Source organism: Pseudomonas sp. LFM046 (genome assembly GCF_000949385.2).
Lineage (GTDB): Bacteria > Pseudomonadota > Gammaproteobacteria > Pseudomonadales > Pseudomonadaceae > Metapseudomonas.
This window is the reverse complement of sequence record NZ_JYKO02000001.1, coordinates 5,576,809-5,598,402: the sequence shown is the minus strand read 5'-3', so window position 1 is coordinate 5,598,402 and position 21,594 is coordinate 5,576,809. Positions and strand designations below refer to the sequence as shown.

18 protein-coding genes are annotated in these 21,594 nt (G+C 65.3%); 13 read left to right on the top strand and 5 right to left on the bottom strand.

The window, feature by feature from the left end:
- Positions 1 to 115: 115 nt before the first annotated feature.
- Together elbB and TQ98_RS25710 are read right to left on the bottom strand one after the other, a co-directional pair.
- Positions 116 to 772: an isoprenoid biosynthesis glyoxalase ElbB gene (gene elbB, locus TQ98_RS25715; RefSeq protein WP_044873163.1), complete on the bottom strand. Its 657-nt coding sequence runs from the start codon at positions 770 to 772 to the stop codon at positions 116 to 118.
- 13 nt (positions 773 to 785) lie between these two features.
- Positions 786 to 1,616, bottom strand: coding sequence for a dienelactone hydrolase family protein (locus TQ98_RS25710; RefSeq protein WP_044873162.1), 831 nt, complete (start codon positions 1,614 to 1,616; stop codon positions 786 to 788).
- Positions 1,617 to 1,839: 223 nt separating this feature from the next.
- On the opposite strand from TQ98_RS25710, the gene TQ98_RS25705 reads away from it, so the two are divergent.
- Positions 1,840 to 3,075: a sterol desaturase family protein gene (locus TQ98_RS25705; protein WP_044873161.1), complete on the top strand. Its 1,236-nt coding sequence runs from the start codon at positions 1,840 to 1,842 to the stop codon at positions 3,073 to 3,075.
- Here the strand turns inward: TQ98_RS25705 and TQ98_RS25700 are convergent, their stop codons facing one another.
- A complete protein-coding gene (locus TQ98_RS25700; RefSeq protein WP_044873160.1) occupies positions 3,076 to 3,636 on the bottom strand; it encodes a DedA family protein in 561 nt (186 codons plus the stop codon).
- Between the two features lie 233 nt (positions 3,637 to 3,869).
- Here TQ98_RS25700 and hemB point away from each other — a divergent pair, with 233 nt between their 5' ends.
- Both hemB and ppk1 read left to right on the top strand, forming a co-directional pair.
- Complete coding sequence (gene hemB, locus TQ98_RS25695) at positions 3,870 to 4,883, top strand: porphobilinogen synthase (RefSeq protein WP_044873159.1); 1,014 nt, start codon at positions 3,870 to 3,872, stop codon at positions 4,881 to 4,883.
- Between the two features lie 20 nt (positions 4,884 to 4,903).
- Positions 4,904 to 7,126, top strand: a complete 2,223-nt coding sequence (gene ppk1 / locus TQ98_RS25690; RefSeq protein WP_044873158.1) for a polyphosphate kinase 1 — start codon at positions 4,904 to 4,906, stop codon at positions 7,124 to 7,126.
- A gap of 102 nt (positions 7,127 to 7,228) precedes the next feature.
- On the opposite strand, the gene ppx is transcribed toward ppk1, so the two are convergent.
- A complete protein-coding gene (gene ppx / locus TQ98_RS25685) occupies positions 7,229 to 8,731 on the bottom strand; it encodes an exopolyphosphatase (protein WP_044873157.1) in 1,503 nt (500 codons plus the stop codon).
- 361 nt (positions 8,732 to 9,092) lie between these two features.
- Here ppx and trxA point away from each other — a divergent pair, with 361 nt between their 5' ends.
- The 4 genes from trxA (at position 9,093) to TQ98_RS25665 (ending at position 13,509) form a co-directional block, all read left to right on the top strand.
- Positions 9,093 to 9,419: a thioredoxin TrxA gene (gene trxA, locus TQ98_RS25680; RefSeq protein WP_044873156.1), complete on the top strand. Its 327-nt coding sequence runs from the start codon at positions 9,093 to 9,095 to the stop codon at positions 9,417 to 9,419.
- 265 nt (positions 9,420 to 9,684) lie between these two features.
- Positions 9,685 to 10,944: a transcription termination factor Rho gene (rho, locus tag TQ98_RS25675; protein WP_044873155.1), complete on the top strand. Its 1,260-nt coding sequence runs from the start codon at positions 9,685 to 9,687 to the stop codon at positions 10,942 to 10,944.
- A 130-nt stretch (positions 10,945 to 11,074) separates the two neighbouring features.
- A complete protein-coding gene (gene ubiD, locus TQ98_RS25670) occupies positions 11,075 to 12,541 on the top strand; it encodes a 4-hydroxy-3-polyprenylbenzoate decarboxylase (protein ID WP_044873154.1) in 1,467 nt (488 codons plus the stop codon).
- Positions 12,541 to 13,509 carry a CDP-6-deoxy-delta-3,4-glucoseen reductase gene (locus TQ98_RS25665; RefSeq protein WP_044873153.1) on the top strand — a complete coding sequence of 323 codons (969 nt, stop codon included), beginning with the start codon at positions 12,541 to 12,543 and terminating at the stop codon, positions 13,507 to 13,509. The genes ubiD and TQ98_RS25665 overlap by 1 nt, the downstream gene beginning before the upstream one ends.
- Before the next feature lie 36 nt (positions 13,510 to 13,545).
- Here the strand turns inward: TQ98_RS25665 and TQ98_RS25660 are convergent, their stop codons facing one another.
- Positions 13,546 to 14,466, bottom strand: a complete 921-nt coding sequence (locus TQ98_RS25660) for a LysR substrate-binding domain-containing protein (protein ID WP_044873152.1) — start codon at positions 14,464 to 14,466, stop codon at positions 13,546 to 13,548.
- 218 nt (positions 14,467 to 14,684) lie between these two features.
- On the opposite strand from TQ98_RS25660, the gene TQ98_RS25655 reads away from it, so the two are divergent.
- From TQ98_RS25655 to TQ98_RS25630, 6 genes are all read left to right on the top strand, one after another.
- Positions 14,685 to 15,803 carry an ABC transporter ATP-binding protein gene (locus tag TQ98_RS25655; protein ID WP_044873151.1) on the top strand — a complete coding sequence of 373 codons (1,119 nt, stop codon included), beginning with the start codon at positions 14,685 to 14,687 and terminating at the stop codon, positions 15,801 to 15,803.
- 21 nt (positions 15,804 to 15,824) lie between these two features.
- Entirely contained in the window at positions 15,825 to 16,742 is a 918-nt protein-coding gene (locus TQ98_RS25650) for an ABC transporter permease (protein ID WP_103103180.1), read from the top strand.
- Entirely contained in the window at positions 16,742 to 17,548 is an 807-nt protein-coding gene (locus tag TQ98_RS25645) for an ABC transporter permease (RefSeq protein WP_044873149.1), read from the top strand. The genes TQ98_RS25650 and TQ98_RS25645 overlap by 1 nt, the downstream gene beginning before the upstream one ends.
- 19 nt (positions 17,549 to 17,567) lie before the next feature.
- Entirely contained in the window at positions 17,568 to 18,602 is a 1,035-nt protein-coding gene (locus tag TQ98_RS25640) for an extracellular solute-binding protein (protein ID WP_044873148.1), read from the top strand.
- Between the two features lie 180 nt (positions 18,603 to 18,782).
- Positions 18,783 to 20,243: an amidase gene (locus TQ98_RS25635; RefSeq protein WP_044873147.1), complete on the top strand. Its 1,461-nt coding sequence runs from the start codon at positions 18,783 to 18,785 to the stop codon at positions 20,241 to 20,243.
- A gap of 23 nt (positions 20,244 to 20,266) precedes the next feature.
- Complete coding sequence (locus TQ98_RS25630) at positions 20,267 to 21,586, top strand: malonyl-CoA decarboxylase (RefSeq protein WP_044873146.1); 1,320 nt, start codon at positions 20,267 to 20,269, stop codon at positions 21,584 to 21,586.
- The last annotated feature ends 8 nt before the right edge of the window (positions 21,587 to 21,594 follow it).

The following is a 21,594-nucleotide window of genomic DNA, read 5'->3' as shown; positions in this document are numbered from 1 at the left end:
GAGGGTTCGACGCTGCCTTACCGGCGGCCTGTGTGCCAAGAGGGGCGGCGGGAAAGGCGGGCGGATTGACCGGAAAGACACGCAGCGGGCGGCCGGTGCCGCCCGCTCGTGGGGCTCAGTGGGCGAGTTCCAGGACTCGGTCCACCAGTTTGTTGATGCCGGAGGCGGCGTCGGCGATGGATTGCGCCAGCATGTAGGCAGGGGTGGTCACCAGCTTGCGCTTTTCGTCCACGACGATTTCGCTGACCACGCAATCCACGTGCTGGGCACCCATTTCCGCCAGGGCGGCGGCGGTGCCAGCGTCGTTGCCGATGGTGCAGCTCACGCCTTCCCCGTAGATCTTCGCCGCCAGGTGGGGGGCGATGCAGATCAGGCCCACCGGCTTGCCGGTCTCGGCGAACCCACGGGCAGCGGCCAGCACGTCGGGCTGGACGATGCAGTTGGCGCCACTGGTGGCGAAGTCGGAGAGGTTTTTCGCCGCGCCGAAACCGCCGGGGACGATCAGGGCGTCGAAGTCGGCCGCGACCAGTTCACGCACGTCCTTGATTTCGCCACGGGCGATGCGCGCGGATTCCACGAGGACGTTGCGGCTTTCCGGCATCACTTCGCCGTTGGTGTGGTTGATCACATGGTGCTGCGCGATGTTCGGGGCGAAGCACTGGACCCTGGCGCCGCGCTGGTCCAGGCGCAGCAGGGTGATCACGCTCTCGTGGATCTCCGCACCGTCGTACACGCCGCAGCCGGACAGGATCACGGCAACTTTCTTGTTCATGGACATCTCCAGGTCATTGGGCCGGTCCGAGGTTCTCGCGCAGGAACGCCAGGGCGCGTCTCTGGGCATCCTGGGCCGGGCCGGGTTGGTAGGTATTCATATCGCTGCGCTGGTCGAAGACGTGGTCGACGTTTCCGTACTGCACCAGCTCCAGACGCTCGCCGGCCACGCTGTCGAGGGCCGAGAGGCATTGCTGGTGATCGGTGACGTGGTCCTTGCCGGCGAGGAACATCAGCACAGGGGCGCTGTGGCCGAGGCCATCGCGCAGGTGGGCGGGGAAGCCGCAGTAGGGGTAGTAGGCGATCACGCCGCGTACACCGTCCAGCGCACCCTTGCCGGTGGCGGGGAAACCATGGCCGGCGCTGCCGTCGTAGGAGAGGGCGTCGAGGATGGTCCAGCCGCCGTGGGAGTAGCCGAGCAGCGCCAGGCGACCGTTGTCGATGGCCGGATTCTTCCGCGCCAGGGCCAGGGCGGCGTAAACGTCGATGGCGCGCTCGTTACCCCACAGCAGTTTGCCGTCGCAGACCGGCCGCCAATTCGTGATGCCCCGGGCGGCGTGGCTGTCGACGAACATCACGGCGTAGCCGGCGGGCAGCAGCCAGGACTTCACGTTGCGCATGAACAGGGGACTCTGGCCACTGCAGCCATGGAAGACCAGCACGGTGGGGAAGGGGCCGGGCCCCTCCGGCGTGAACAGGCTGACATGGGGCGCCAGGCGCTTCTCCGCTGCCGGCAGGTCGGCGGTCTGCGGCAGCAGGGCGTCGCGATAGGGATAGAGACCGAGCAGGGCCACACAGGCCAGGAGGAGCAGGGCGATCAGGGCGGGTTTCAGGAGTTTGCGCATGCTGTCGTCATATGCCGCTTGGGTTGGCACGCCATGCCGAGGGGGCAGGCCGGTTGCGGAGGTAGCATTCCAGACTCTGGATGACGACTGCCAGCGCGAGCCGGCGTTTCGTGCAGAGACTGACGAGCAATCCTAGCAGGCTGGGGAAACGGGCCGCGAGCACTGCGCCACCCCTCTTCGCCGCCTGTGGGTCACCGGACAAGAACGACGATAAGGCTGCCCCATGAATTACGTCCTCTATGCAGTGCCCTTCTTCTTTCTGCTGATCGGCATCGAGCTCATCGCCGATCGCTGGCGCGGGATGAGCAACTACCGCACGGCCGACGCCCTGAACAGCCTGAGCGCCGGGGTGCTGTCCACCACCAGCGGCCTGCTGACCAAGGCGGTGGGCGTGCTGACCTATACGTTCGCCTGGCAGCACCTGGCGCTCTTCGAGCTGGTGGCGTCGGACCTCTGGGTGTGGCTGCTGGCGTTCGTCTTCTACGACGTCTGCTATTACTGGAACCACCGCCTGGGCCATGAGCGCAATGTGCTCTGGGCGGCCCACTCGGTGCATCACCAGAGCGAGGAGTACAACCTCTCCACCGCCCTGCGTCAGACCAGCACGGGCTTCATTTTCGGCTGGATCTTCTACCTGCCCATGGCCGCGGCTGGCGTGCCGCCGCTGGTGTTTCTCAGCGTGGGCGCGATGAACCTGCTCTACCAGTTCTGGGTGCACACCCGCCATGTGCCGAAGCTGGGCTGGCTGGAGTGGATCTTCATTACCCCGTCGAACCACCGTGTTCACCATGCGCAGAATTCGGTGTACATGGATCGCAACTACGGTGGGGTGTTCATCCTCTGGGACCGACTGTTCGGCAGCTTCCAGGAGGAGCTGGACGAGGAACCGGTGATCTTCGGCGTGACCACGCCACTGGCCAGCTGGAATCCGCTCTGGGCCAACCTGCAGTTCTACGTGCAACTGTGGCGCGACGCGGTACGTGCCGAATCCTGGTGGGACAAGCTGCGCATCTGGTTCATGCGCACCGGCTGGCGTCCGGCGGATGTGGCCGAGCGTTTCCCGTTGGCCAAGCCGGACCTGTCCCGCTTCGTCAAATTCGAGGTGCCCCTGGGCCTGGGGCACAAGTGGTACGCCGGGCTGCAGTTCGCGCTCTACGTGGTGGCTGGCACCTTGTTGCTGGGCACTGGCGGCGAAGCGTCGCTGACGGGGCTCTGGCTGGCCTGTGTGTGGATGGCCTTCGGGCTCTACGCGATTGGCGCCTGGCTGGAGAATCGCGCCTCGGCCCGCAGGCTGGAGCTTTCGAGACTGGCGTTGAACTGGCCGGCGCTCTGGGCGGGCGCGGCGCTGGGGATGGTGCCGACGGGCGGCTTGGGGTGGGGACTGCTGGCGCTCTACAGCCTGCTCAGCCTGGGCGCGTTGACCGGGCTGCCGCGCCGCGAGGCGGCGCTGGCCGTGTGATCAGGTGGTCTTGCCGTTGTTGCGCAGGCGGCGCCGCAGCCAGAGGAGGCCGCCGATGGCCAGCAGGCCGCCGAGGACCATCAGCTCGTAGCGCTTGAGGTTGCCCAGCATGCCTTCGAGCACAGCGCCGAAATGGAAGGCGGCGAAGCCCAGGGCCAGGGCCCAGATCAGAGCGCCGATGCCGTTGAGGATCAGGTAGCGCAGGGGCGGGTAGCCGGACAGGCCGATGGCCACCGGCATCACCGTGCGCAGGCCATAGACGAAGCGGAAACTCAGGACCCAGATGTCAGGGTGGCGGCGGATGTGGGCCAGGGCGCGGTCACCCATCGCCTGCCAGCGCGGTTTACGGGAGAGGATCTGGCGGCCCTTGTGACGGCCAAGGTAGTACCAGAGCTGGTCGCCGGCATAGCTGCCAAAGAACGCCGTAGCCACGACGGCGTTGATGTCCATGTAGCCCCGGAAGGCGAGAAAGCCGGCCAGGACCAGGATCGTCTCACCCTCGAAGAAGGTACCGAGGAAGAGGGCGAAGTAGCCGAAATCCTGGAGAAATTGTTGCAGCATGGTTGGGTTGCGCAGCGAAATGAACGCGAAGCCTAACCGGGATGGCGCCCCGGGAAAAGCTCCGGGCCTCGCCGAACGATGTCACGTTGACCCCGGACAACCCCCAAATCATCTGCAATGCGCATTGCGCCTGTCGACGCGACCACGGGTCGCTGTCCCCGATTGTTACCATTCGGTCATAATCGACCCTTATATTTGTCACACTGCGTCCGTTCCGGGCCCTGGAGTCTGCTGTGAGCTTTACCCCCGCCAACCGACTGTTCCCCGCAACCCGCCTGCGCCGCAATCGTCGTGACGATTTCTCCCGCCGCCTGGTGCGCGAGAACGTCCTGACCGTAGACGACCTGATCCTCCCCGTGTTCGTGCTGGACGGCGAAAACCGCCGCGAAGCGGTGCCCTCGATGCCCGGCGTCGAGCGCCTGTCCATCGACCTGCTGCTGAAAGAAGCCGAGACCTGGGTTGAACTGGGCATTCCGGCGCTGGCGCTGTTCCCGGTGACCCCGCTGGAGAAGAAGTCCCTCGACGGCGCCGAGGCGTGGAACCCGGACGGTATCGCCCAGCGCGCCATCCGTGCCCTGCGTGACCGCTTCCCGGAGCTCGGGGTGATCAGCGACGTGGCCCTGGACCCCTTCACCACCCATGGCCAGGACGGCATCCTCGACGAGAACGGCTACGTGCAGAACGACGTGACCGTCGATGCGCTGGTCAAACAGGCGCTGTCCCACGCGGAAGCCGGCGCCCAGGTGGTGGCCCCCTCGGACATGATGGACGGCCGCATCCAGGCCATCCGCGAGGCCCTGGAACTGGCCGACTTCCCCAACGTGCGGATCATGGCCTACTCGGCCAAGTACGCCAGCGCCTACTACGGCCCCTTCCGTGATGCGGTCGGCTCCGCCGCCAACCTGGGCAAGGGCAACAAGGCCAGCTACCAGATGGACCCGGCCAACGGCGACGAGGCCCTGCACGAAGTGGCGGCGGACCTGGCCGAAGGCGCCGACATGGTGATGGTCAAGCCGGGCATGCCGTACCTGGACATCGTTCGTCGGGTAAAGGATGAATTCCGCGTGCCGACGTTTGTCTATCAGGTCAGCGGCGAGTACGCCATGCACATGGCGGCCATCCAGAACGGCTGGTTGAGCGAGGCGGTGATCCTCGAATCCCTCGTGGCTTTCAAACGCGCCGGCGCTGATGGCATCCTCACCTATTTCGCCATTCGCGCCGCAGAAATGCTCAAGACGGGAGCCTGAACTCCCCCCAGGAACTGCAGATGAACACCGAAGGACTCAACCCCAGCGCATTGCTCGAACCCTTGACGGAAGCCACCGAACTCCCGGTGGCGCCGTCGGCTCCGGAGGTACCCGTCGTCGACGCGGTGCCGGTCCCGGCGCCCGCACCGGCTCCCCTGGTGATACCGAGCCTGGATGACACCAGCCTGTACATCCACCGTGAACTGTCCCAGCTGCAGTTCAACATTCGCGTGCTGGAACAGGCGCTGGATGAGTCCTATCCCCTGCTGGAACGTCTGAAGTTCCTGCTGATCTTCTCCAGCAACCTCGACGAGTTCTTCGAGATCCGCGTCGCCGGCCTGAAGAAGCAGATCACCTTCGCCCGCGAGCAGGCGGGTGCTGACGGCCTGCTGCCGCATCAGGCCATGGCGCGCATCGGCGAGCTGGTACACGAGCAGGTCGCTCGCCAGTACAGCATCCTCAACGACATCCTGTTGCCGGAGTTGGCCAAGCATCAGGTCAACTTCATCCGCCGCCGCTACTGGACCACCAAGCTGAAGAGCTGGGTGCGCCGCTACTTCCGCGACGAGATCGCGCCGATCATCACCCCCATCGGCCTGGACCCGACGCACCCCTTCCCGCTGCTGGTGAACAAGAGCCTCAACTTCATCGTCGAGCTGGAAGGCGTGGACGCCTTCGGTCGCGACTCGGGCCTCGCCATCATCCCGGCGCCGCGCCTGCTGCCGCGGGTGATCCGTGTTCCCGAGGATATCGGCGGGCCGGGGGACAACTTCGTCTTCCTGTCCTCGATGATCCACGCCCACGCCGATGACCTGTTCCCCGGCATGAAGGTGAAAGGTTGCTACCAGTTCCGCCTGACCCGTAACGCCGACCTCTCGGTGGACACCGAAGACGTCGACGACCTGGCGCGCGCCCTGCGCGGCGAACTGTTCTCGCGCCGCTACGGTGACGCCGTGCGCCTGGAAGTGGCCGATACCTGCCCGAAACATCTCTCGGACTACCTGCTCAAGCAGTTCGGTCTCGCCGAGAGCGAGCTGTACCAGGTCAACGGCCCGGTGAACCTGACCCGCCTGTTCAGCATCACCGGTCTGGAAAGCCACCCGGAACTGCAGCACGCGTCCTTCACGCCGCTGATTCCCAAGTTGCTGCAGAAGGCCGAGAACCTGTTCAACGTGGTGGGCAAGCAGGACATCCTGCTGCTGCACCCCTTCGAGTCGTTCACCCCGGTGGTGGACTTCCTGCGCCAGGCCGCCAAGGACCCTAACGTCCTGGCCATCAAGCAGACGCTGTACCGCGCCGGCGCCAACTCCGAGATCGTCGACTCCCTGGTGGAAGCGGCGCGCAACGGCAAGGAAGTCACCGCGGTGATCGAGCTGCGCGCGCGCTTCGACGAGGAATCCAACCTGCAGCTGGCGAGCCGCCTGCAGCAGGCGGGCGCCGTGGTGATCTACGGCGTGGTGGGCTTCAAGACCCACGCCAAGATGATGCTGATCCTGCGTCGCGAGAATGGTGAACTGCGCCGCTACGCCCACCTCGGCACCGGCAACTACCACGCCGGCAACGCGCGCCTGTACACCGACTACAGCCTGCTCACCGCCGACGATGCGCTCTGCGAGGACCTGCACAAGCTGTTCAACCAGTTGATCGGCATGGGCAAGACCCTGCGCATGAAGAAGCTGCTGCACGCGCCCTTCACCCTGAAGAAGACGCTGCTCGACATGATCGCTCGCGAGGCCCAGCACGCCAGCGAAGGCAAACCGGCGCACATCATGGTCAAGGTCAACGCGCTGACCGATCCCAAGGTCATCCGCGCGCTGTACAAAGCCAGCCAGAGTGGCGTGCGTATCGACCTGGTGGTGCGTGGCATGTGCTGCCTGCGTCCGGGTATTCCCGGCGTGTCCCACAACATTCAGGTGCGCTCGATCATCGGCCGCTTCCTCGAACACAGCCGCATCTACTACTTCCTCAACGACGGCGACGAGAAGATGTACCTCTCCAGTGCCGACTGGATGGAGCGCAACCTCGACATGCGCGTCGAGACCTGCTTCCCGGTGGAGGGCAAGAAGTTGCTCACGCGTGTGAAGAAGGAGCTGGAGGCCTATATCACCGACAACACCCAGAGCTGGGTGCTGCAGCCGGACGGCCGCTACCTGCGCAACAGCCCGAGCGGCAATCAGAACTCGCGCAATGCCCAGGCCACGCTGCTGGACAAGCTGACCAACCCGCCCATCAGCGCTCGCTGATCGCGGAAATGAAAACGGGGCCTTCGGGCCCCGTTTTTCATGCTGTGGATAACTCGGCCTGGAGGACGTCCGCTGCGTGGACCTCCTCCGCCTGGCGAGTGATCAGCTGACCTTCAGCTCGAACTCGATGCGCTTCAGCCACGCGGCTTCCTGCTCGAAGTCCGCCTGGGTCAGCGGGTTGGCTTCCAGCCAGCCTTCGGGGAACTGCACCTCGAGCGTGTTGTTCGAGGCGTGCAACTTCACCCTGGGCATGGCCGAAGTACCACGGATGTGGTGGAAGAGGATGGCGAAGCGCAGCAGCACGCAGAGGCGCAGCAGCTTCACGCCTTCCTCGCCGAACTCGGCGAAGCGGTCCTTGGGGATGTTGCGGCGGTGGCCGCGCACCAGCAGGGCCAGCATCAGTTGGTCCTGGCGGGAGAAACCGGCAAGGTCCGAGTGCTCGATCAGGTAAGCGCCGTGCTTGTGGTAGTGGTAATGGGCGATGTCCATGCCGATTTCGTGGATGCGCGCCCCCCACAGCAGCAGGTCGCGGTGCCAGTCATCGTCCAGCCCCCAGCTGTCGGCGACCTGTTCCAGGGCGGACAGGGCCTTGGCTTCGACGCGTGCGGCCTGCTCCAGGTCCACGTGGCAGCGCTCCATCAGCGCGCTCAGGGTGCGTTCACGCACGTCCTCATGGTGGTGGCGGCCCAGCAGGTCGTAGAGCACGCCTTCGCGCAGGGCGCCTTCGGAGTGGGTCATGCGCTTGAGTTCGAGGGCCTCGAACAGGGCCTCGGTGATCGCCAGGCCGGCGGGGAAGATGGGGCGGCGATCGGGCTTGATGCCGTCCAGGTCGAGCTTCTCCACATCGCCGATCTTGAACAGCTTGCGCTTGAGCCAGGCCAGGCCTTCCGGGTTGATCTCGCCGCTGCCCAGGCCCGCGGCCTGGATGGCGAGCCCCACCGCACGGATGGTGCCGGAGGCGCCCACGGCTTCCTGCCAGCCGAGGCGGCGCAGGCTGTACTCGATGCCCATCAACTCCAGGCGTGCGGCGGTGTAGGCCTGTGCATAACGTGCCGGCGTGATCTTGCCGTCACGGAAATAGCGCTGGGTGTAGCTGACGCAGCCCATCTGCAGGCTTTCCCGCAGCTGCGATTCGAAACGCTGGCCGACGATGAATTCGGTACTGCCGCCGCCGATGTCCACCACCAGGCGGCGACCGGGGGCGTCCGGCAGGGTGTGGGAAACGCCCAGGTAGATGAGGCGCGCTTCTTCACGGCCGGAGATGACTTCCACCGGATGCCCGAGGACTTCCTCGGCACGGCGGATGAACTCGGCACGGTTGTGGGCTTCGCGCAGGGCGTTGGTGCCGACGATGCGGACCGCGCCTTCCGGCAGGCCGGCAATCATCTGGGCGAAGCGGCGCAGGCATTCGAGGCCGCGTAGCATGGACTCTTCGCTGAGGTTGCGTTGCTCGTCCAGTCCCGCTGCCAGCTGCACCTTGTCGCCGAGTCGTTCCAGGATGCGGATCTCGCCGTGATCGACCTTGGCCACCACCATGTGGAAGCTGTTCGAACCGAGGTCGATGGCGGCGATCAGGGAGGGAATTTCGGCGGGCTTTTGCGGCATGGTTTCGGGTCTCGAGGCTGAACCGCGCAATCCTGCCATGGTTGCCCGGTCGAGCCAACGCGAATCGAGGTACTGGCGTACCAGTCACGCGCGGGCCGGGTAGGGCGGTGCGGGTCGCGGTTTCATCTGGCAAATGGCTGGCTGACCACAATATAGGTGGGATATGACAGTCGCGCGCTGTCCGGGCCGGGGAATCGCCGGAAGGGCAATCGTCGGGGTGACGAAATGACGCGGCGGACCGCATTCATCAGTTTTACCCGATCACGCCATAGCAAAGCTCAATCGGCCGCTGCTTTCGGTCCCGGAGAAGCCGGGATATGATTGCTCCACTTTTCCGCTTCCGAACCACGGAGAAACTTCCATGAGCGAATTCATCACCAATGTCAGCGATGCCAGCTTCGAGCAAGATGTGCTCAAGGCCGATGGCGCGGTGCTGGTTGACTACTGGGCCGAGTGGTGCGGTCCGTGCAAGATGATTGCCCCTGTCCTCGACGAAATCGCCAAGGACTATCAGGGCAAGCTGAAAGTCTGCAAGCTGAACATCGATGAGAACCAGGACACCCCGCCGAAGTACGGCGTGCGTGGCATCCCGACCCTGATGCTGTTCAAGAACGGCAACGTCGAAGCCACCAAGGTAGGCGCCCTGTCCAAGTCCCAACTGGCTGCCTTCCTCGACGCCAACATCTGATCCAGCGCGGTTTCCGGCAGTGCCGGAAGCCCATCAGAAGCGTCCCGGAGAAGCCCCGCTAAATGCGGGGCTTTTTCATTGGGCGGTACTGGACTCTCCGAATTCCCGGTGTTAAATTCGGACCGCTGCTTTTTCTACGCAGCCCTCCACGCCGTCGCCGACGCACTCCAAATTCGAATAAGCACAGCGATCCTGTCGCCTTCTCTGCGGCGCGGCCTAAAAAGCTCAACGCTTTCCCTTCCCCATTTCTATCTACGTCATTCCTATGAATCTGACCGAACTCAAGCAAAAGCCGATTGGCGAACTTCTGGAAATGTCCGAAGCCATGGGCCTCGAGAACATGGCCCGTTCGCGCAAGCAGGACATCATCTTCGCCCTGCTGAAAAAGCACGCAAAAAGCGGCGAGGAGATCTCCGGTGACGGCGTGCTGGAGATTCTGCAGGACGGCTTCGGCTTCCTGCGCTCCGCCGACTCTTCCTATCTGGCCGGCCCGGACGACATCTATGTTTCCCCGAGCCAGATCCGTCGCTTCAACCTGCGTACCGGCGACACCATAGTCGGCAAGATTCGTCCTCCGAAGGAAGGCGAGCGTTACTTCGCGTTGCTCAAGGTCGATTCCATCAACTACGACCGCCCCGAGAACGCCAAGAACAAGATTCTGTTCGAGAACCTCACGCCCCTGTTCCCCAATGAGCGTCTGAAGATGGAAGCCGGCAACGGCTCCACCGAAGACATCACCGGCCGCGTGATCGATCTCTGCGCTCCGATCGGCAAAGGCCAGCGCGGCTTGATCGTGGCACCGCCGAAAGCGGGCAAGACCATCATGCTGCAGAACATCGCGGCCAACATCACCCGCAACAACCCCGAGTGCCACCTGATCGTCCTGCTGATCGACGAGCGTCCGGAAGAAGTGACCGAGATGCAGCGCACTGTGCGCGGCGAAGTGGTCGCCTCCACCTTCGACGAGCCGCCGACCCGCCACGTGCAGGTTGCCGAGATGGTGATCGAGAAGGCCAAGCGCCTGGTCGAGCACAAGAAGGACGTGGTCATCCTGCTGGACTCCATCACCCGTCTGGCCCGTGCCTACAACACCGTGATCCCGAGCTCCGGCAAGGTGCTCACCGGTGGTGTCGACGCCCACGCCCTGGAGAAGCCCAAGCGTTTCTTCGGCGCCGCGCGCAACATCGAGGAAGGCGGCTCGCTGACCATCCTCGCCACCGCGCTGGTCGAAACCGGCTCGAAGATGGATGAAGTCATCTACGAAGAGTTCAAGGGCACCGGCAACATGGAACTGCCGCTGGACCGCCGCATCGCCGAGAAGCGCGTGTTCCCGGCCATCAACATCAACAAGTCCGGTACCCGCCGCGAAGAGCTGTTGACTGCCGAGGACGAACTGCAGCGCATGTGGATCCTGCGCAAGCTGCTGCACCCGATGGACGAGATCGCCGCCATCGAGTTCCTGATCGACAAGCTGAAAGACACCAAGACCAACGACGAATTCTTCCTGTCGATGAAGCGCAAGTAAGTCTTGGATGTGCCACAAGGGCCGGGGAAACCCGGCCTTTGCGTTTCTGTACTGGCCATTCGTCCTTCTGAATAACCTTGTTCGGCGCTAAACTTTGCGCCCCGACCTGCACGCCCCAAGAGGCTCAAGCATGCAGTATCGCGATCTGCGCGAATTCATCAGCGGCCTGGAACAGCGTGGCGAGCTCAAACGCATCGCTACCCCGGTTTCCCCGGTCCTCGAAATGACCGAAATCTGCGACCGCACCCTGCGCAAGCAAGGCCCGGCGCTGCTCTTCGAAAAGCCCACCGGTTTCGATATCCCGGTGCTCGGCAACCTGTTCGGTACGCCTGGCCGCGTGGCGCTCGGCATGGGTGCCGAGGACGTCGGTGAGCTGCGGGAAATCGGCAAGTTGCTGGCGTTCCTCAAGGAGCCCGAGCCGCCCAAGGGGCTGAAGGACGCCTGGTCCAAGCTGCCGATCTTCAAGAAGGTCATCGCCATGGCGCCCAAGGTGCTGAAGGATGGCCCCTGCCAGGAAGTGGTGGAGGAGGGCGATGACGTCGACCTCTCGAAGCTGCCGGTGCAGACCTGCTGGCCCGGCGACGTCGCGCCGCTGATCACCTGGGGCCTGACCGTCACCCGTGGCCCGAACAAGGAGCGGCAGAACCTCGGCATCTACCGCCAGCAAGTGATCGGCCGCAACAAGGTGATCATGCGCTGGCTGAGCCACCGGGGCGGCGCGCTGGATTACCGCGAGTGGTGCGCGAAGCACCCCGGCCAGCCATTCCCCGTCGCCGTGGCGCTGGGTGCCGACCCGGCCACCATCCTCGGTGCCGTCACCCCGGTGCCGGACACCCTTTCCGAATACGCCTTCGCCGGCCTGCTGCGGGACAACCGCACCGAACTGGTGAAATGCCGTGGCAGCGACCTGCAGGTGCCGGCCAGTGCCGAGATCGTCCTCGAAGGGGTGATCCATCCCGGCGAGATGGCTGACGAGGGGCCCTATGGCGACCACACCGGCTACTACAACGAGGTGGACAGCTTCCCGGTGTTCACCGTCGAGCGCATCACCCGTCGACAGAAGCCGATCTACCACAGCACCTATACCGGTCGGCCGCCGGATGAGCCGGCCATCCTCGGCGTGGCGCTGAATGAAGTCTTCGTGCCCATACTGCAGAAGCAGTTCCCCGAGATTGTCGACTTCTACCTGCCGCCGGAAGGCTGCTCCTACCGCATGGCGGTGGTGACCATGAAGAAGCAGTACCCGGGCCACGCCAAGCGCGTAATGCTGGGTGTCTGGTCGTTCCTGCGACAGTTCATGTACACCAAGTTCGTCATAGTCACCGACGACGACGTCAATGCGCGGGACTGGAACGACGTGATCTGGGCCATCACCACGCGAATGGACCCCAAGCGCGACACGGTGATGATCGACAACACACCGATCGATTACCTGGACTTCGCCTCGCCCATCTCCGGCCTCGGTTCGAAGATGGGACTGGACGCCACCCACAAGTGGCCCGGCGAGACCAATCGCGAATGGGGCCGGGTGATCGTCCAGGACGAAGCGGTCAAGCGCCGCGTCGATGAGCTGTGGTCTTCTCTGGGAATCGATTGATGCGCGTCACCCTGCAACCCTCCGGCGCGGTCATCCAGACCGCTCCCAACGAGCGCATCCTGGATGCGGCGCGCCGGCTCGGCTACGACTGCCCGCAAAGCTGCCGCAATGGCAACTGCCATATCTGCGCGGCCCTGCTGGTGGAGGGGCGGGTGCGCCAGAACGGCGCCGAGCTGACCCAGGGCGAACTCTTCACCTGCCTGGCCGAACCCCTGGAAGACTGCGTGCTGCACTGGGACGGCGTGCTGGCCCTGGGCGAACTGCCGGTGCGCTCGCTGAGCTGCCAGCTCAGCGAATGCGTGCCGGTGGGGGGCGATGTCTGGCGCGTGCGCCTGCGTGCCCCGGCCGGCAAACCGCTGCGCTACCACGCCGGGCAGTACCTGCTGATCGAACGTGAGGACGGCGAGTCTTCGGCCTTCTCCATGGCCTCGGCGCCCAGCGCCGGACGCGACATCGAACTGCACATCCTCGGCCGCGAGAACAGCGCCGTCGCCTTGCTGGAACAACTGCAGCGCACCCGCTTCGCGCGGGTGAAGATGCCCTTCGGTGATACCCACCTGGCGGAGCTGCCCGACGGCCCGCTGGTGCTGATCGCCGCCGGCACCGGCATGGGCCAGATGCACAGCCTGATCGAGCACTGCCGCGCTACCGGCTTCAAGCACCCGGTTCACCTCTACTGGGGCGTGCGCCAGCCGGAAGACTTCTACCAGCTGGCCCACTGGGAGGACTGGCAGCGCCTGGACAACCTGGTCTTGCACAAGGTGGTCAGCGACCAGTGCGGATGGCAGGGCCGTTGCGGGATGCTGCACGAAGTGGTGTGTGAAGACTTCCCCGACCTGCGCAACCTGCACGTCTACGCCAGCGGTTCGCCCGCCATGGTCTACGCCACTCTGGATGCCCTGGTGGCAGCCGGGATGGACTCCCATCAGATGCGCGCCGACGTCTTCGCCTACGCCCCGCGCGGCTGATTCAACCGCGGAAAGTTGTTGGGACGCCTCGCCTAGTTATTCAGTCGACTCGGTCACGCGGCCCGTGCTGGTTGAAAACTCCTCCTGCAGCGCCGCGCGAATCCAGCCTTCGAACCACTCCACGTCGGCGCTCACCGGTCCCGGGGGCAGCAGCAGCTGATAGCTCTCCAGCTGCACTTCCTCTGCCAGGGGGCGCACCAGGGTGCCGGCTGCCAACTGGTGCTTCACCAGCACCGCGTTGGCCAGGGCGATGCCGTGGCCGGACTCGGCCATCGACAGGGCGTGGTCATTGCTGACGTAGAGCACATCCGAACTCACCCGAAGCGCGAGGCCGACGGTGGACAACCAGAGGTTCCACCATTCGCCGTCGTCCACGTGGATCAGCTTGTGCCGTGCCAGGTCGCCCACGCTGGCGAGCGCGCCGTGCTCGGCCAGGTAGGACGGTGAGCAGACCGGGAACACCGCCGGGCGCACCAGGGTGCTGTGGCACTGCGGATAGACCCCCGGCAGCCCGTAGACGATGCCCAGGTCGGCAATCTTGCCGTCCACCTCGGTGAAGGTCGGGTTGGGCTCGACCGCGACCTTCAGCCCCGGCCGCTGCTGACGCAGGCTTTCCAGGCGCGGCATCAGCCAGCGCTTGGCGAAGGCCGGCACCACCATGATCTTCAGCCAGCGCGCCGTGCCGCCGGGGGCGAGCTCGTGGCCGGCGTCGGCGATCTGCTGCAGGGCTGTGGATATCTTCGCGTAGTAACGCTGCCCGGCCGGGGTCAGGCTGACGCCGCGCGGGGTGCGCTCGAACAGCTGAACGCCCAGCCAGTCCTCCAGCAGCTTCACGTGGCGGCCGATGGCCGGCTGTGTCACATGCAGCACCTTGGAGGCCGCGACATAACTGCCCAGCCGGGCGGCCGCCTCGAAGGCGCGGACGGCATTGAGCGGGGGAAGGCGCTGGATGGACATGGGCCGGAACCTCGGTGAGAGCTGTTAGTTTTTTTAATACCGAATGTAAGAAAATTGAGCTTTTCGCTCAACTGCCTTTCTTCGAATATCCCTCCCAGCAGCACCACGACAATCGGGGCCGATAACACGGCCAACGCTGCATCCGGCGTTTCTCTAGTCCTGCCAGAACAAATACAAGACCCCCCACCCATCAGTGGGGAAGGAACCGGAGGTTTCACATGAGTGCCCTGCACAGCCTGCAGACGGTAGCGGTCTCGATCCGCTCCGTGCGCAAGGTCTACGGCGATCCGGCCAGCGGTCCCGTTGCGCTGAAATGCGTCGACCTGGACATCCGCGACAACGAATTCTTCACCCTGCTCGGCCCGTCCGGCTGCGGCAAGACCACCCTCCTGCGCATGATCGCCGGCTTCGAATTTCCCACCTCCGGGGAGATCCGGCTGTACGGCGAGAACATCGCCGATCGCCCGCCCTTCGAGCGTCCGGTGAACACCGTGTTCCAGCACTATGCGCTGTTCCCGCACATGACCATCGCCGAGAACCTGGCCTTCGGCCTGGAATCCCATCCGATGGGCAAGCGCATGGGCAAGGCGGAAGTCGCCGAGCGCGTCCGCGAGATGCTCGCCCTGGTGCAGATGGAGCGCTTCGCCCAGCGCAAGCCGACCCAGTTGTCTGGCGGTCAGCAGCAGCGCGTCGCCCTGGCCCGTGCGCTGGCGCCGCATCCCAAGGTGCTGCTGCTCGACGAGCCGCTGTCGGCGCTCGACCTCAAGCTGCGCCAGGCCATGCGCGAGGAGCTGAAGGCGATCCAGGCGAAGACCGGCATCACTTTCATCTTCGTCACCCACGACCAGGAAGAAGCCCTGACCATGTCCGACCGCATCGCCGTGCTCTCCGACGGCGAGGTGCAGCAGGTCGGCCGGCCGGATGACATCTACGAGCATCCGCGCAACCGCTTCGTCGCGGACTTCATCGGCGAGACCAACTTCCTCCCGGCCCGCGTCGAGACCCTCACGGGCGAGCAGGCGCAGTACCGCATCCCCGGCGGCCAGTTGATCGATGCCGGCATCCGCGAAGGCCTGACTGCCGGCGCCGAGGTGACCCTGTCGATCCGTCCGGAGCGCCTGCAACTGGTGGCCGAAGGCACGCCGGCCGCCACGCCGTGCAGCGTCGCCGCGCAGATCTACCTGGGCACCGACCTGCAGTATCAGGTGATCCTGGCCGACGGCACCCGCCTTACCGTGCGCGCACCCAACAGCGCGGGCCAGCGGCAGCGCCTGGTGCCCGGGCAGCGGGCCGGTCTGCTGTTCGAGCAAGGCAGCGCCAGCGTCCTGCTGGACTGAGCGGGGGTGAGCATGAACCAGATGACCCACATTGCCGCCGGCTCGCTGGAGCGGCGCAAGGCGCTGAGGAGCTTCCTCGGCGTGTCGCCCGCGCTGGTCTCCATCGGGCTGTTCCTGATCGTGCCGATCTTCATCGTGATCGCCTACTCGCTGATGCAGGCCAACCCTTACGGTGGAGTGAACCAACACTTCAGCATCGACGCCTACATCTCATTGCTGTTCGAGCGCCAACTGGACGACAGCCTGGCCTTCGCCGATTCCTACCTGGTGATCGCCCTGCGCTCCATCGGCATCGCCGCCGCGACCACGCTCATCACCTTGCTGGTCGGCTTTCCGGTGGCGGTCTGGCTGGCGATGCAGCCGGCGCACCGCCGTGGCCTGCTGATCTTCCTGATCACCGTGCCGTTCTGGGCCAACCTGCTGATCCGCACCTACGCCTGGATCCTGTTGCTGCGCGGCACCGGTGTCGTCAACGGCACGCTGATGAGCCTGGGGTTGATCCATCAGCCGCTGAATCTGCTGTACACCGACGGCGCGGTGCTGCTCGGGCTGGTCTACACCTATGCGCCCTTCGTGGTGCTGCCGATCTACTCCACCCTGGAGAAGATGGACATGCGCCTGCTCGAAGCCGCCCAGGACCTCTACGCCGGGCGCCTGCGCACCCTGCGCAAGGTGGTCCTGCCGATCGCCCGACCGGGGATTCTGGCCGGCGCCATCCTCACCTTCGTGCCCTGCCTGGGCGCGATGATCGCCCCCGAGCTGCTCGGCGGCGGCACCAAGATGATGCTCGGCAACCTGATCTTCCGGCAGTTCAGCGATGCGCGGAACTGGCCCTTCGGCGCCGCCCTGTCGCTGGTGCTGATGGCTGCGGTGATGCTGGTGCTGATGTTCTATGCGATGCGCGCCGAGCGCCTGCGTATCGCCCGGGGAGGTGAATGATGCTTTCGCTGCTGCGCAACCGCCGTCTCGGCGTGCAGGACTTCCCCGGCTTCGGCGGGCTGAGCTTCCTGTTCTACCTGTACCTCTACGCGCCCATCGTGGTGCTGGTGGTGCTCTCGTTCAACGCCAACCAGTCCGCCACCGTGTGGACCGGCTTCAGCCTCGACTGGTACCGCGCCGCCTTCGCCAACCAGGCGCTGCGCCAGGCCGCCGGCAACAGCCTGCTGATCGCCGTGTGCGCCAGCGTGGTCGCCACCGCGATCGCCACCCTGGCCGCGCTCGGCACCTCGCGTGGGGCCAAGTTCAAGGGCCTGCGCCTGTCCATGGGGGCGATCATGCTGCCGCTGGTGCTGCCGGAGATCGTGGTCGGCGTCGCCACCCTGGCGCTGTTCTCCACCCTCGGCCTGTCGCTGGGCTACGGCAACTTGATCATCGCCCACACGGTGTTCTGCATCCCGTTCGCCTACCTGCCGATCCGTGCCCGGCTGAACGACATGGACCTGTCCCTGGAACAGGCCGCCTCTGACCTCTACGCCGGCCCCTGGCGGACCTTCCGCAAGGTCACCCTGCCGCTGCTGACGCCGGGGATCGTTTCCGGGCTGATGCTGGCCTTCATCGTGTCGCTGGATAACTTCGTGATCTCGATGATGGTCTCCCAGGCCGGCACCACCACCTTGCCGATCTTCATCTTCGGTCTGCTGCGGATGGGCGTGACGCCCGACGTGAATGCGGTCTCGACCTTGATCCTCGGTGTTTCCGTGCTGTTCGTAACGCTGTCCTACCTGCTTGGCAAGAAGAAAGCCTGAGCCACTTCCGGAGAATAAGATGAGCAAACTGATCGCTGCTGTAGGGGCCACACTGACGCTGGGCCTGGTGGCTAACGCGCACGCCGCCGAACAACTGAACGTGGTGAGCTGGAGCGGCTACTTCTCGCCGCAGATCCTGGAGAAGTTCCAGAAGGAAACCGGCATCACGGTCACGGTGGATTCCTACGATTCCAACGAGACCCTGCTGGCCAAGTTGAAACAGGGCGGCACCGGCTACGACGTGGCCATCCCCTCGCACCAGTTCGTGCCGATCCTGGTGCAGGAAAAACTGCTGGAGCGCTTCGATCCGGTCAGCCAGCCCTACTACGCCAATGTCGAAGACAACCTGAAGAAGCCCACCTGGGACCCGGAAGGCGCCTACTCGGTGCCCTTCATCTGGGGCACCACCAGCGTGGTGCTCGATAGCGCCAAATACAGCGGACCGGCGGACAGCTACTCGGTGCTGTTCACTCCGTCGTCGGAACTGCAGGGCCGGATCAACATGTTCGACTCGGCCAGCGAGGTGATCGACACCGCCAGCCTCTACCTGGGCATCCCGCTGTGCAGCGAGGACCCCAAGCAGATGCAACAGGTCCTGACCCTGCTGAAGAACCAGAAGCCCTTTGTGAAGACCTACAGCTCCAAGGCCGGCTCGATCCGCGAGAACCTGGCCTCGGGCGAGATCGACATGTCGATGTTCTGGGGCGGCTCGTCGATGCGTGCGCGTGAGATGAAGCCGAGCCTGAAGTACCTCTACCCGAAAGAGGGCGTGATGGCCTGGGTGGACAACCTGGTGATCCCCGCCGGCGCAAAGAACCCGGAGAACGCCAAGAAGTTCATCGCCTTCCTCAGCCAGCCGGAAAACGCGGCGATGACCCAGAACTTCCTCAAGCACCAGAGCCCGATCAAGGGTGTGGAGCCTTTCCTCGATGCCAGCCTGAAGGATGCGCCGGAACTGCACATCCCCGAAGGCACCAAAGTGGTGTTCAGCAAGACCTGCGGCGAAGGCGCGATCCGCCTGGCCGACCGGATCTGGACCAACCTGATGCGCTGATCCCCGCCCAGGGGACCCCAGGGACCAGCGATGCACGCGTCCGCACACAGGCGCGGTGGCATCGCTCGGCCCGGGGAAAGCCGGACCGACTGCAGAAAAGCCCCGCCACGCAGGTGGGGCCGCTGAACCCGACCGAATCTTCCCGCCTGCGGGAAGCCCTGATGAAAAAGGCCTCGTTCCATGAGCCAGAACAACCACAACCGCGAACTCGTCCAGCTCCAGGCCCACGAACTGGCCGAGCGCATCCGCCGGCGCCAGGTGTCCTGCCGCGAAGTGATGCAGGCGCATCTTGAGCAGATCGAGCGCTACAACCCGGCGGTCAACGCCATCGTCAGCCTGCAGCCGGCGGAAACCCTGCTGGCCGAGGCGGACCAGCGCGACGCCGAGCTGGCGCGCGGCCAATACCGAGGCTGGATGCATGGCCTGCCGCACGCGATCAAGGACCTCTCGCTGACCAAGGGCATCCGCACCACCCTTGGCTCACCGCTGTACCGCGACTACGTGCCTGAGCGCGATGGCATCATGGTCGAGCGCATTCGCGCCGCCGGCGCGATCCTGATCGGCAAGACCAATACCCCCGAATTCGGCCTCGGCTCCCACAGCTACAACCCGATCTTCGGTGTCACCGGCTGCGCCTACGCGCCGGAGCGCACCGCCGGTGGCAGCAGTGGCGGGGCGGCGGCGGCCCTGGCGCTGCAGATGGTCCCGGTGGCCGACGGCAGCGACATGATGGGCTCGCTGCGCAACCCGGCCGCCTACAACAACATCGTCGGCTTCCGTCCGTCCCAGGGCCGGGTGCCGTTCGACGACAGCGCCGACCTGTTCATCGACCAGCTCGGCTACGAAGGCCCCATGGGCCGCAGCGTGCGCGATGTGGCGCTGCTGTTGTCGGTGCAAGCCGGTGGCGATGCCCGTGCGCCGCTGTCCATTGCTGAAACCGGCGAACAGTTTGCCGGCAACCTGGAGCGCGACTTCAAGGGCGCGCGCCTCGGCTGGCTGGGCGATCTTGGCGGTCACCTGCCGATGGAGCGCGGCGTGCTGGAGCTGTGCCGCAAATCCTTCGCCGACTTCGAGGCCATCGGCTGCCAGGTCGAAGACACTGCGCTGGGCTTTTCCGCCGAGCGTCTCTGGGACACCTGGCGCACGCTGCGCCACTGGATGGTCGCCGGTTCGCTGGGTGCGACGTACTCCGACTCGGCCAAACGCGAGCTGCTCAAGCCCGAAGCCATCTGGGAAGTGGAGAACGGCCTGAAGCTGTCGGCCATGGACGTGTTCCGCGCTTCGGTGGCGCGTAGCGACTGGTACCGTGCGATCAGCCAGCTGTTCGAGCGCTACGATTACCTGCTGTTGCCCAGCGCCCAGGTGTTCCCGTTCGACAAGACCTGGGACTGGCCGAAGGAAATCGCCGGTAAATCGATGGACACCTACCACCGCTGGATGGAGGTGGTGATTCCCGCCACGCTGTCGGGTTGCCCGGTGGCCAATGTGCCGGTCGGCTTCAATGAACAAGGCCTGCCCATGGGCGTGCAGATCATCGGCCGGCACCAGGCTGACCTCGCCGTGCTGCAATTGGCGCACGCCTACGAACAGGCCAGTCGCTGGTACCAGCGCTGCCCGCCGCCGCTGCTGGCGCGGGGCTGAACATTCGCTAGAAAGGGGGACGCATGAACATCAGCTTCTTCCAGGAACTGCTGCAAAGCATCACCGAGCGCGGCCGGCAATTGCTGGAATCGCGCGACCCGGCGCCGGGCAACGCCCAGGCGCTGGCCGAGGCCAGCCGCAAGCTGATCTCCAGCCATGGCGAGGCCTCGGGCGTGGCGCTGGCGCGGCAGGTACTGTGCGCCTACCGCGACTGCCCGGAGGCGGTGCAGAAGGCTTTCTTCGACACCCTGCTGAGTGACTTCGCACCGCCCCACGAGACGCTGGCCGAAGCCTGCCAGCGCTATCTCGACGATCCATCCGCGAGCAACACCACCGCGCTGTTCCAGGCCAGCGAACCACCGCGCCAGGAGCTGTTCCGCCGCCTCAACCAGGCGCCGGGCGGTACCGCCGAGCTGATCGCCATGCGCCGCCTGCTGCTGCAGGAACTCAAGGGCCGGCCCGAACTGGCAGCGGTGGACCACGACCTGCAGCACCTGCTGGCCTCCTGGTTCAATCGGGGCTTCCTGGTGCTGCGGCGGATCGACTGGTCGACCCCGGCGTCGATCCTGGAAAAGATCATCCGCTACGAGGCGGTCCACGCGATCAAGGACTGGGACGACCTGCGCAGCCGCCTGCAGCCGGCCGACCGCCGCTGTTTCGCCTTCTTCCACCCGGCGCTGGCCGACGAGCCGCTGATCTTCGTCGAGGTGGCGCTGACCCGAAGCATGCCCGGCGCCATTGCCGACATTCTGGAGCAGCCCCCGGAGGCGCAGCCCGCCGAGGCACCGGACACGGCGGTGTTCTATTCCATCAGCAACTGCCAGGACGGCCTGCGCGGCATCTCGTTCGGCAACTTCCTGATCAAGCAGGTGGTGGAGGAGCTGGCGCGGGAAGTCCCGGGCCTGCGCCAGTTCGTCACCCTCTCACCGGTGCCCGGCTTCCGGCGCTGGATCAATGGCCTGGGTGACGACGCGCAACTGGGCGCGGCCGCCGCCGAATGCCTGAAAGCGCTCAAGCCGGACGCACCGCCACCGCCGCGTCTGGAAGAGCCGCTGCTGGCGTTGGCCGCCGAGTACTTCCTGCATGCGAAGAACGGCGCCGGCCAGCCGCTGGACCCGGTGGCGCGCTTCCACCTCGGCAACGGTGCCCGCCTGGAACGCCTCAACTGGCGCGGCGATCTCTCGGCCAGCGGCCTGCGCCAGGCTGCCGGGCTGATGGTCAATTACCGCTACGAGCTGCGCCAGATCGAAAAGAACCACGAAGCCTACGCCAACCAGGGCGCGGTCACGGCCTCTGCGGAAGTCCGCAAGCTGGCGACCCTGTCGGCCAAAACAAAACGCTAGGACTCACC

Bases quoted from the DNA above. Each gene is read 5' to 3' on its own strand.
- ppk1 (WP_044873158.1), top strand. From the start codon at position 4,904: ATGAACACCGAAGGACTCAACCCCAGCGCATTGCTCGAACCCTTGACG.
- TQ98_RS25665 (WP_044873153.1), top strand. From the start codon at position 12,541: ATGCGCGTCACCCTGCAACCCTCCGGCGCGGTCATCCAGACCGCTCCC.
- TQ98_RS25710 (WP_044873162.1), bottom strand. From the start codon at position 1,616: ATGCGCAAACTCCTGAAACCCGCCCTGATCGCCCTGCTCCTCCTGGCC.
- ppx (WP_044873157.1), bottom strand. From the start codon at position 8,731: ATGCCGCAAAAGCCCGCCGAAATTCCCTCCCTGATCGCCGCCATCGAC.
- TQ98_RS25705 (WP_044873161.1), top strand. From the start codon at position 1,840: ATGAATTACGTCCTCTATGCAGTGCCCTTCTTCTTTCTGCTGATCGGC.
- trxA (WP_044873156.1), top strand. From the start codon at position 9,093: ATGAGCGAATTCATCACCAATGTCAGCGATGCCAGCTTCGAGCAAGAT.
- TQ98_RS25635 (WP_044873147.1), top strand. From the start codon at position 18,783: ATGAGCCAGAACAACCACAACCGCGAACTCGTCCAGCTCCAGGCCCAC.
- rho (WP_044873155.1), top strand. From the start codon at position 9,685: ATGAATCTGACCGAACTCAAGCAAAAGCCGATTGGCGAACTTCTGGAA.
- TQ98_RS25640 (WP_044873148.1), top strand. From the start codon at position 17,568: ATGAGCAAACTGATCGCTGCTGTAGGGGCCACACTGACGCTGGGCCTG.
- ubiD (WP_044873154.1), top strand. From the start codon at position 11,075: ATGCAGTATCGCGATCTGCGCGAATTCATCAGCGGCCTGGAACAGCGT.
- TQ98_RS25700 (WP_044873160.1), bottom strand. From the start codon at position 3,636: ATGCTGCAACAATTTCTCCAGGATTTCGGCTACTTCGCCCTCTTCCTC.
- TQ98_RS25630 (WP_044873146.1), top strand. From the start codon at position 20,267: ATGAACATCAGCTTCTTCCAGGAACTGCTGCAAAGCATCACCGAGCGC.
- TQ98_RS25650 (WP_103103180.1), top strand. From the start codon at position 15,825: ATGACCCACATTGCCGCCGGCTCGCTGGAGCGGCGCAAGGCGCTGAGG.
- elbB (WP_044873163.1), bottom strand. From the start codon at position 772: ATGAACAAGAAAGTTGCCGTGATCCTGTCCGGCTGCGGCGTGTACGAC.
- TQ98_RS25655 (WP_044873151.1), top strand. From the start codon at position 14,685: ATGAGTGCCCTGCACAGCCTGCAGACGGTAGCGGTCTCGATCCGCTCC.
- TQ98_RS25645 (WP_044873149.1), top strand. From the start codon at position 16,742: ATGCTTTCGCTGCTGCGCAACCGCCGTCTCGGCGTGCAGGACTTCCCC.
- TQ98_RS25660 (WP_044873152.1), bottom strand. From the start codon at position 14,466: ATGTCCATCCAGCGCCTTCCCCCGCTCAATGCCGTCCGCGCCTTCGAG.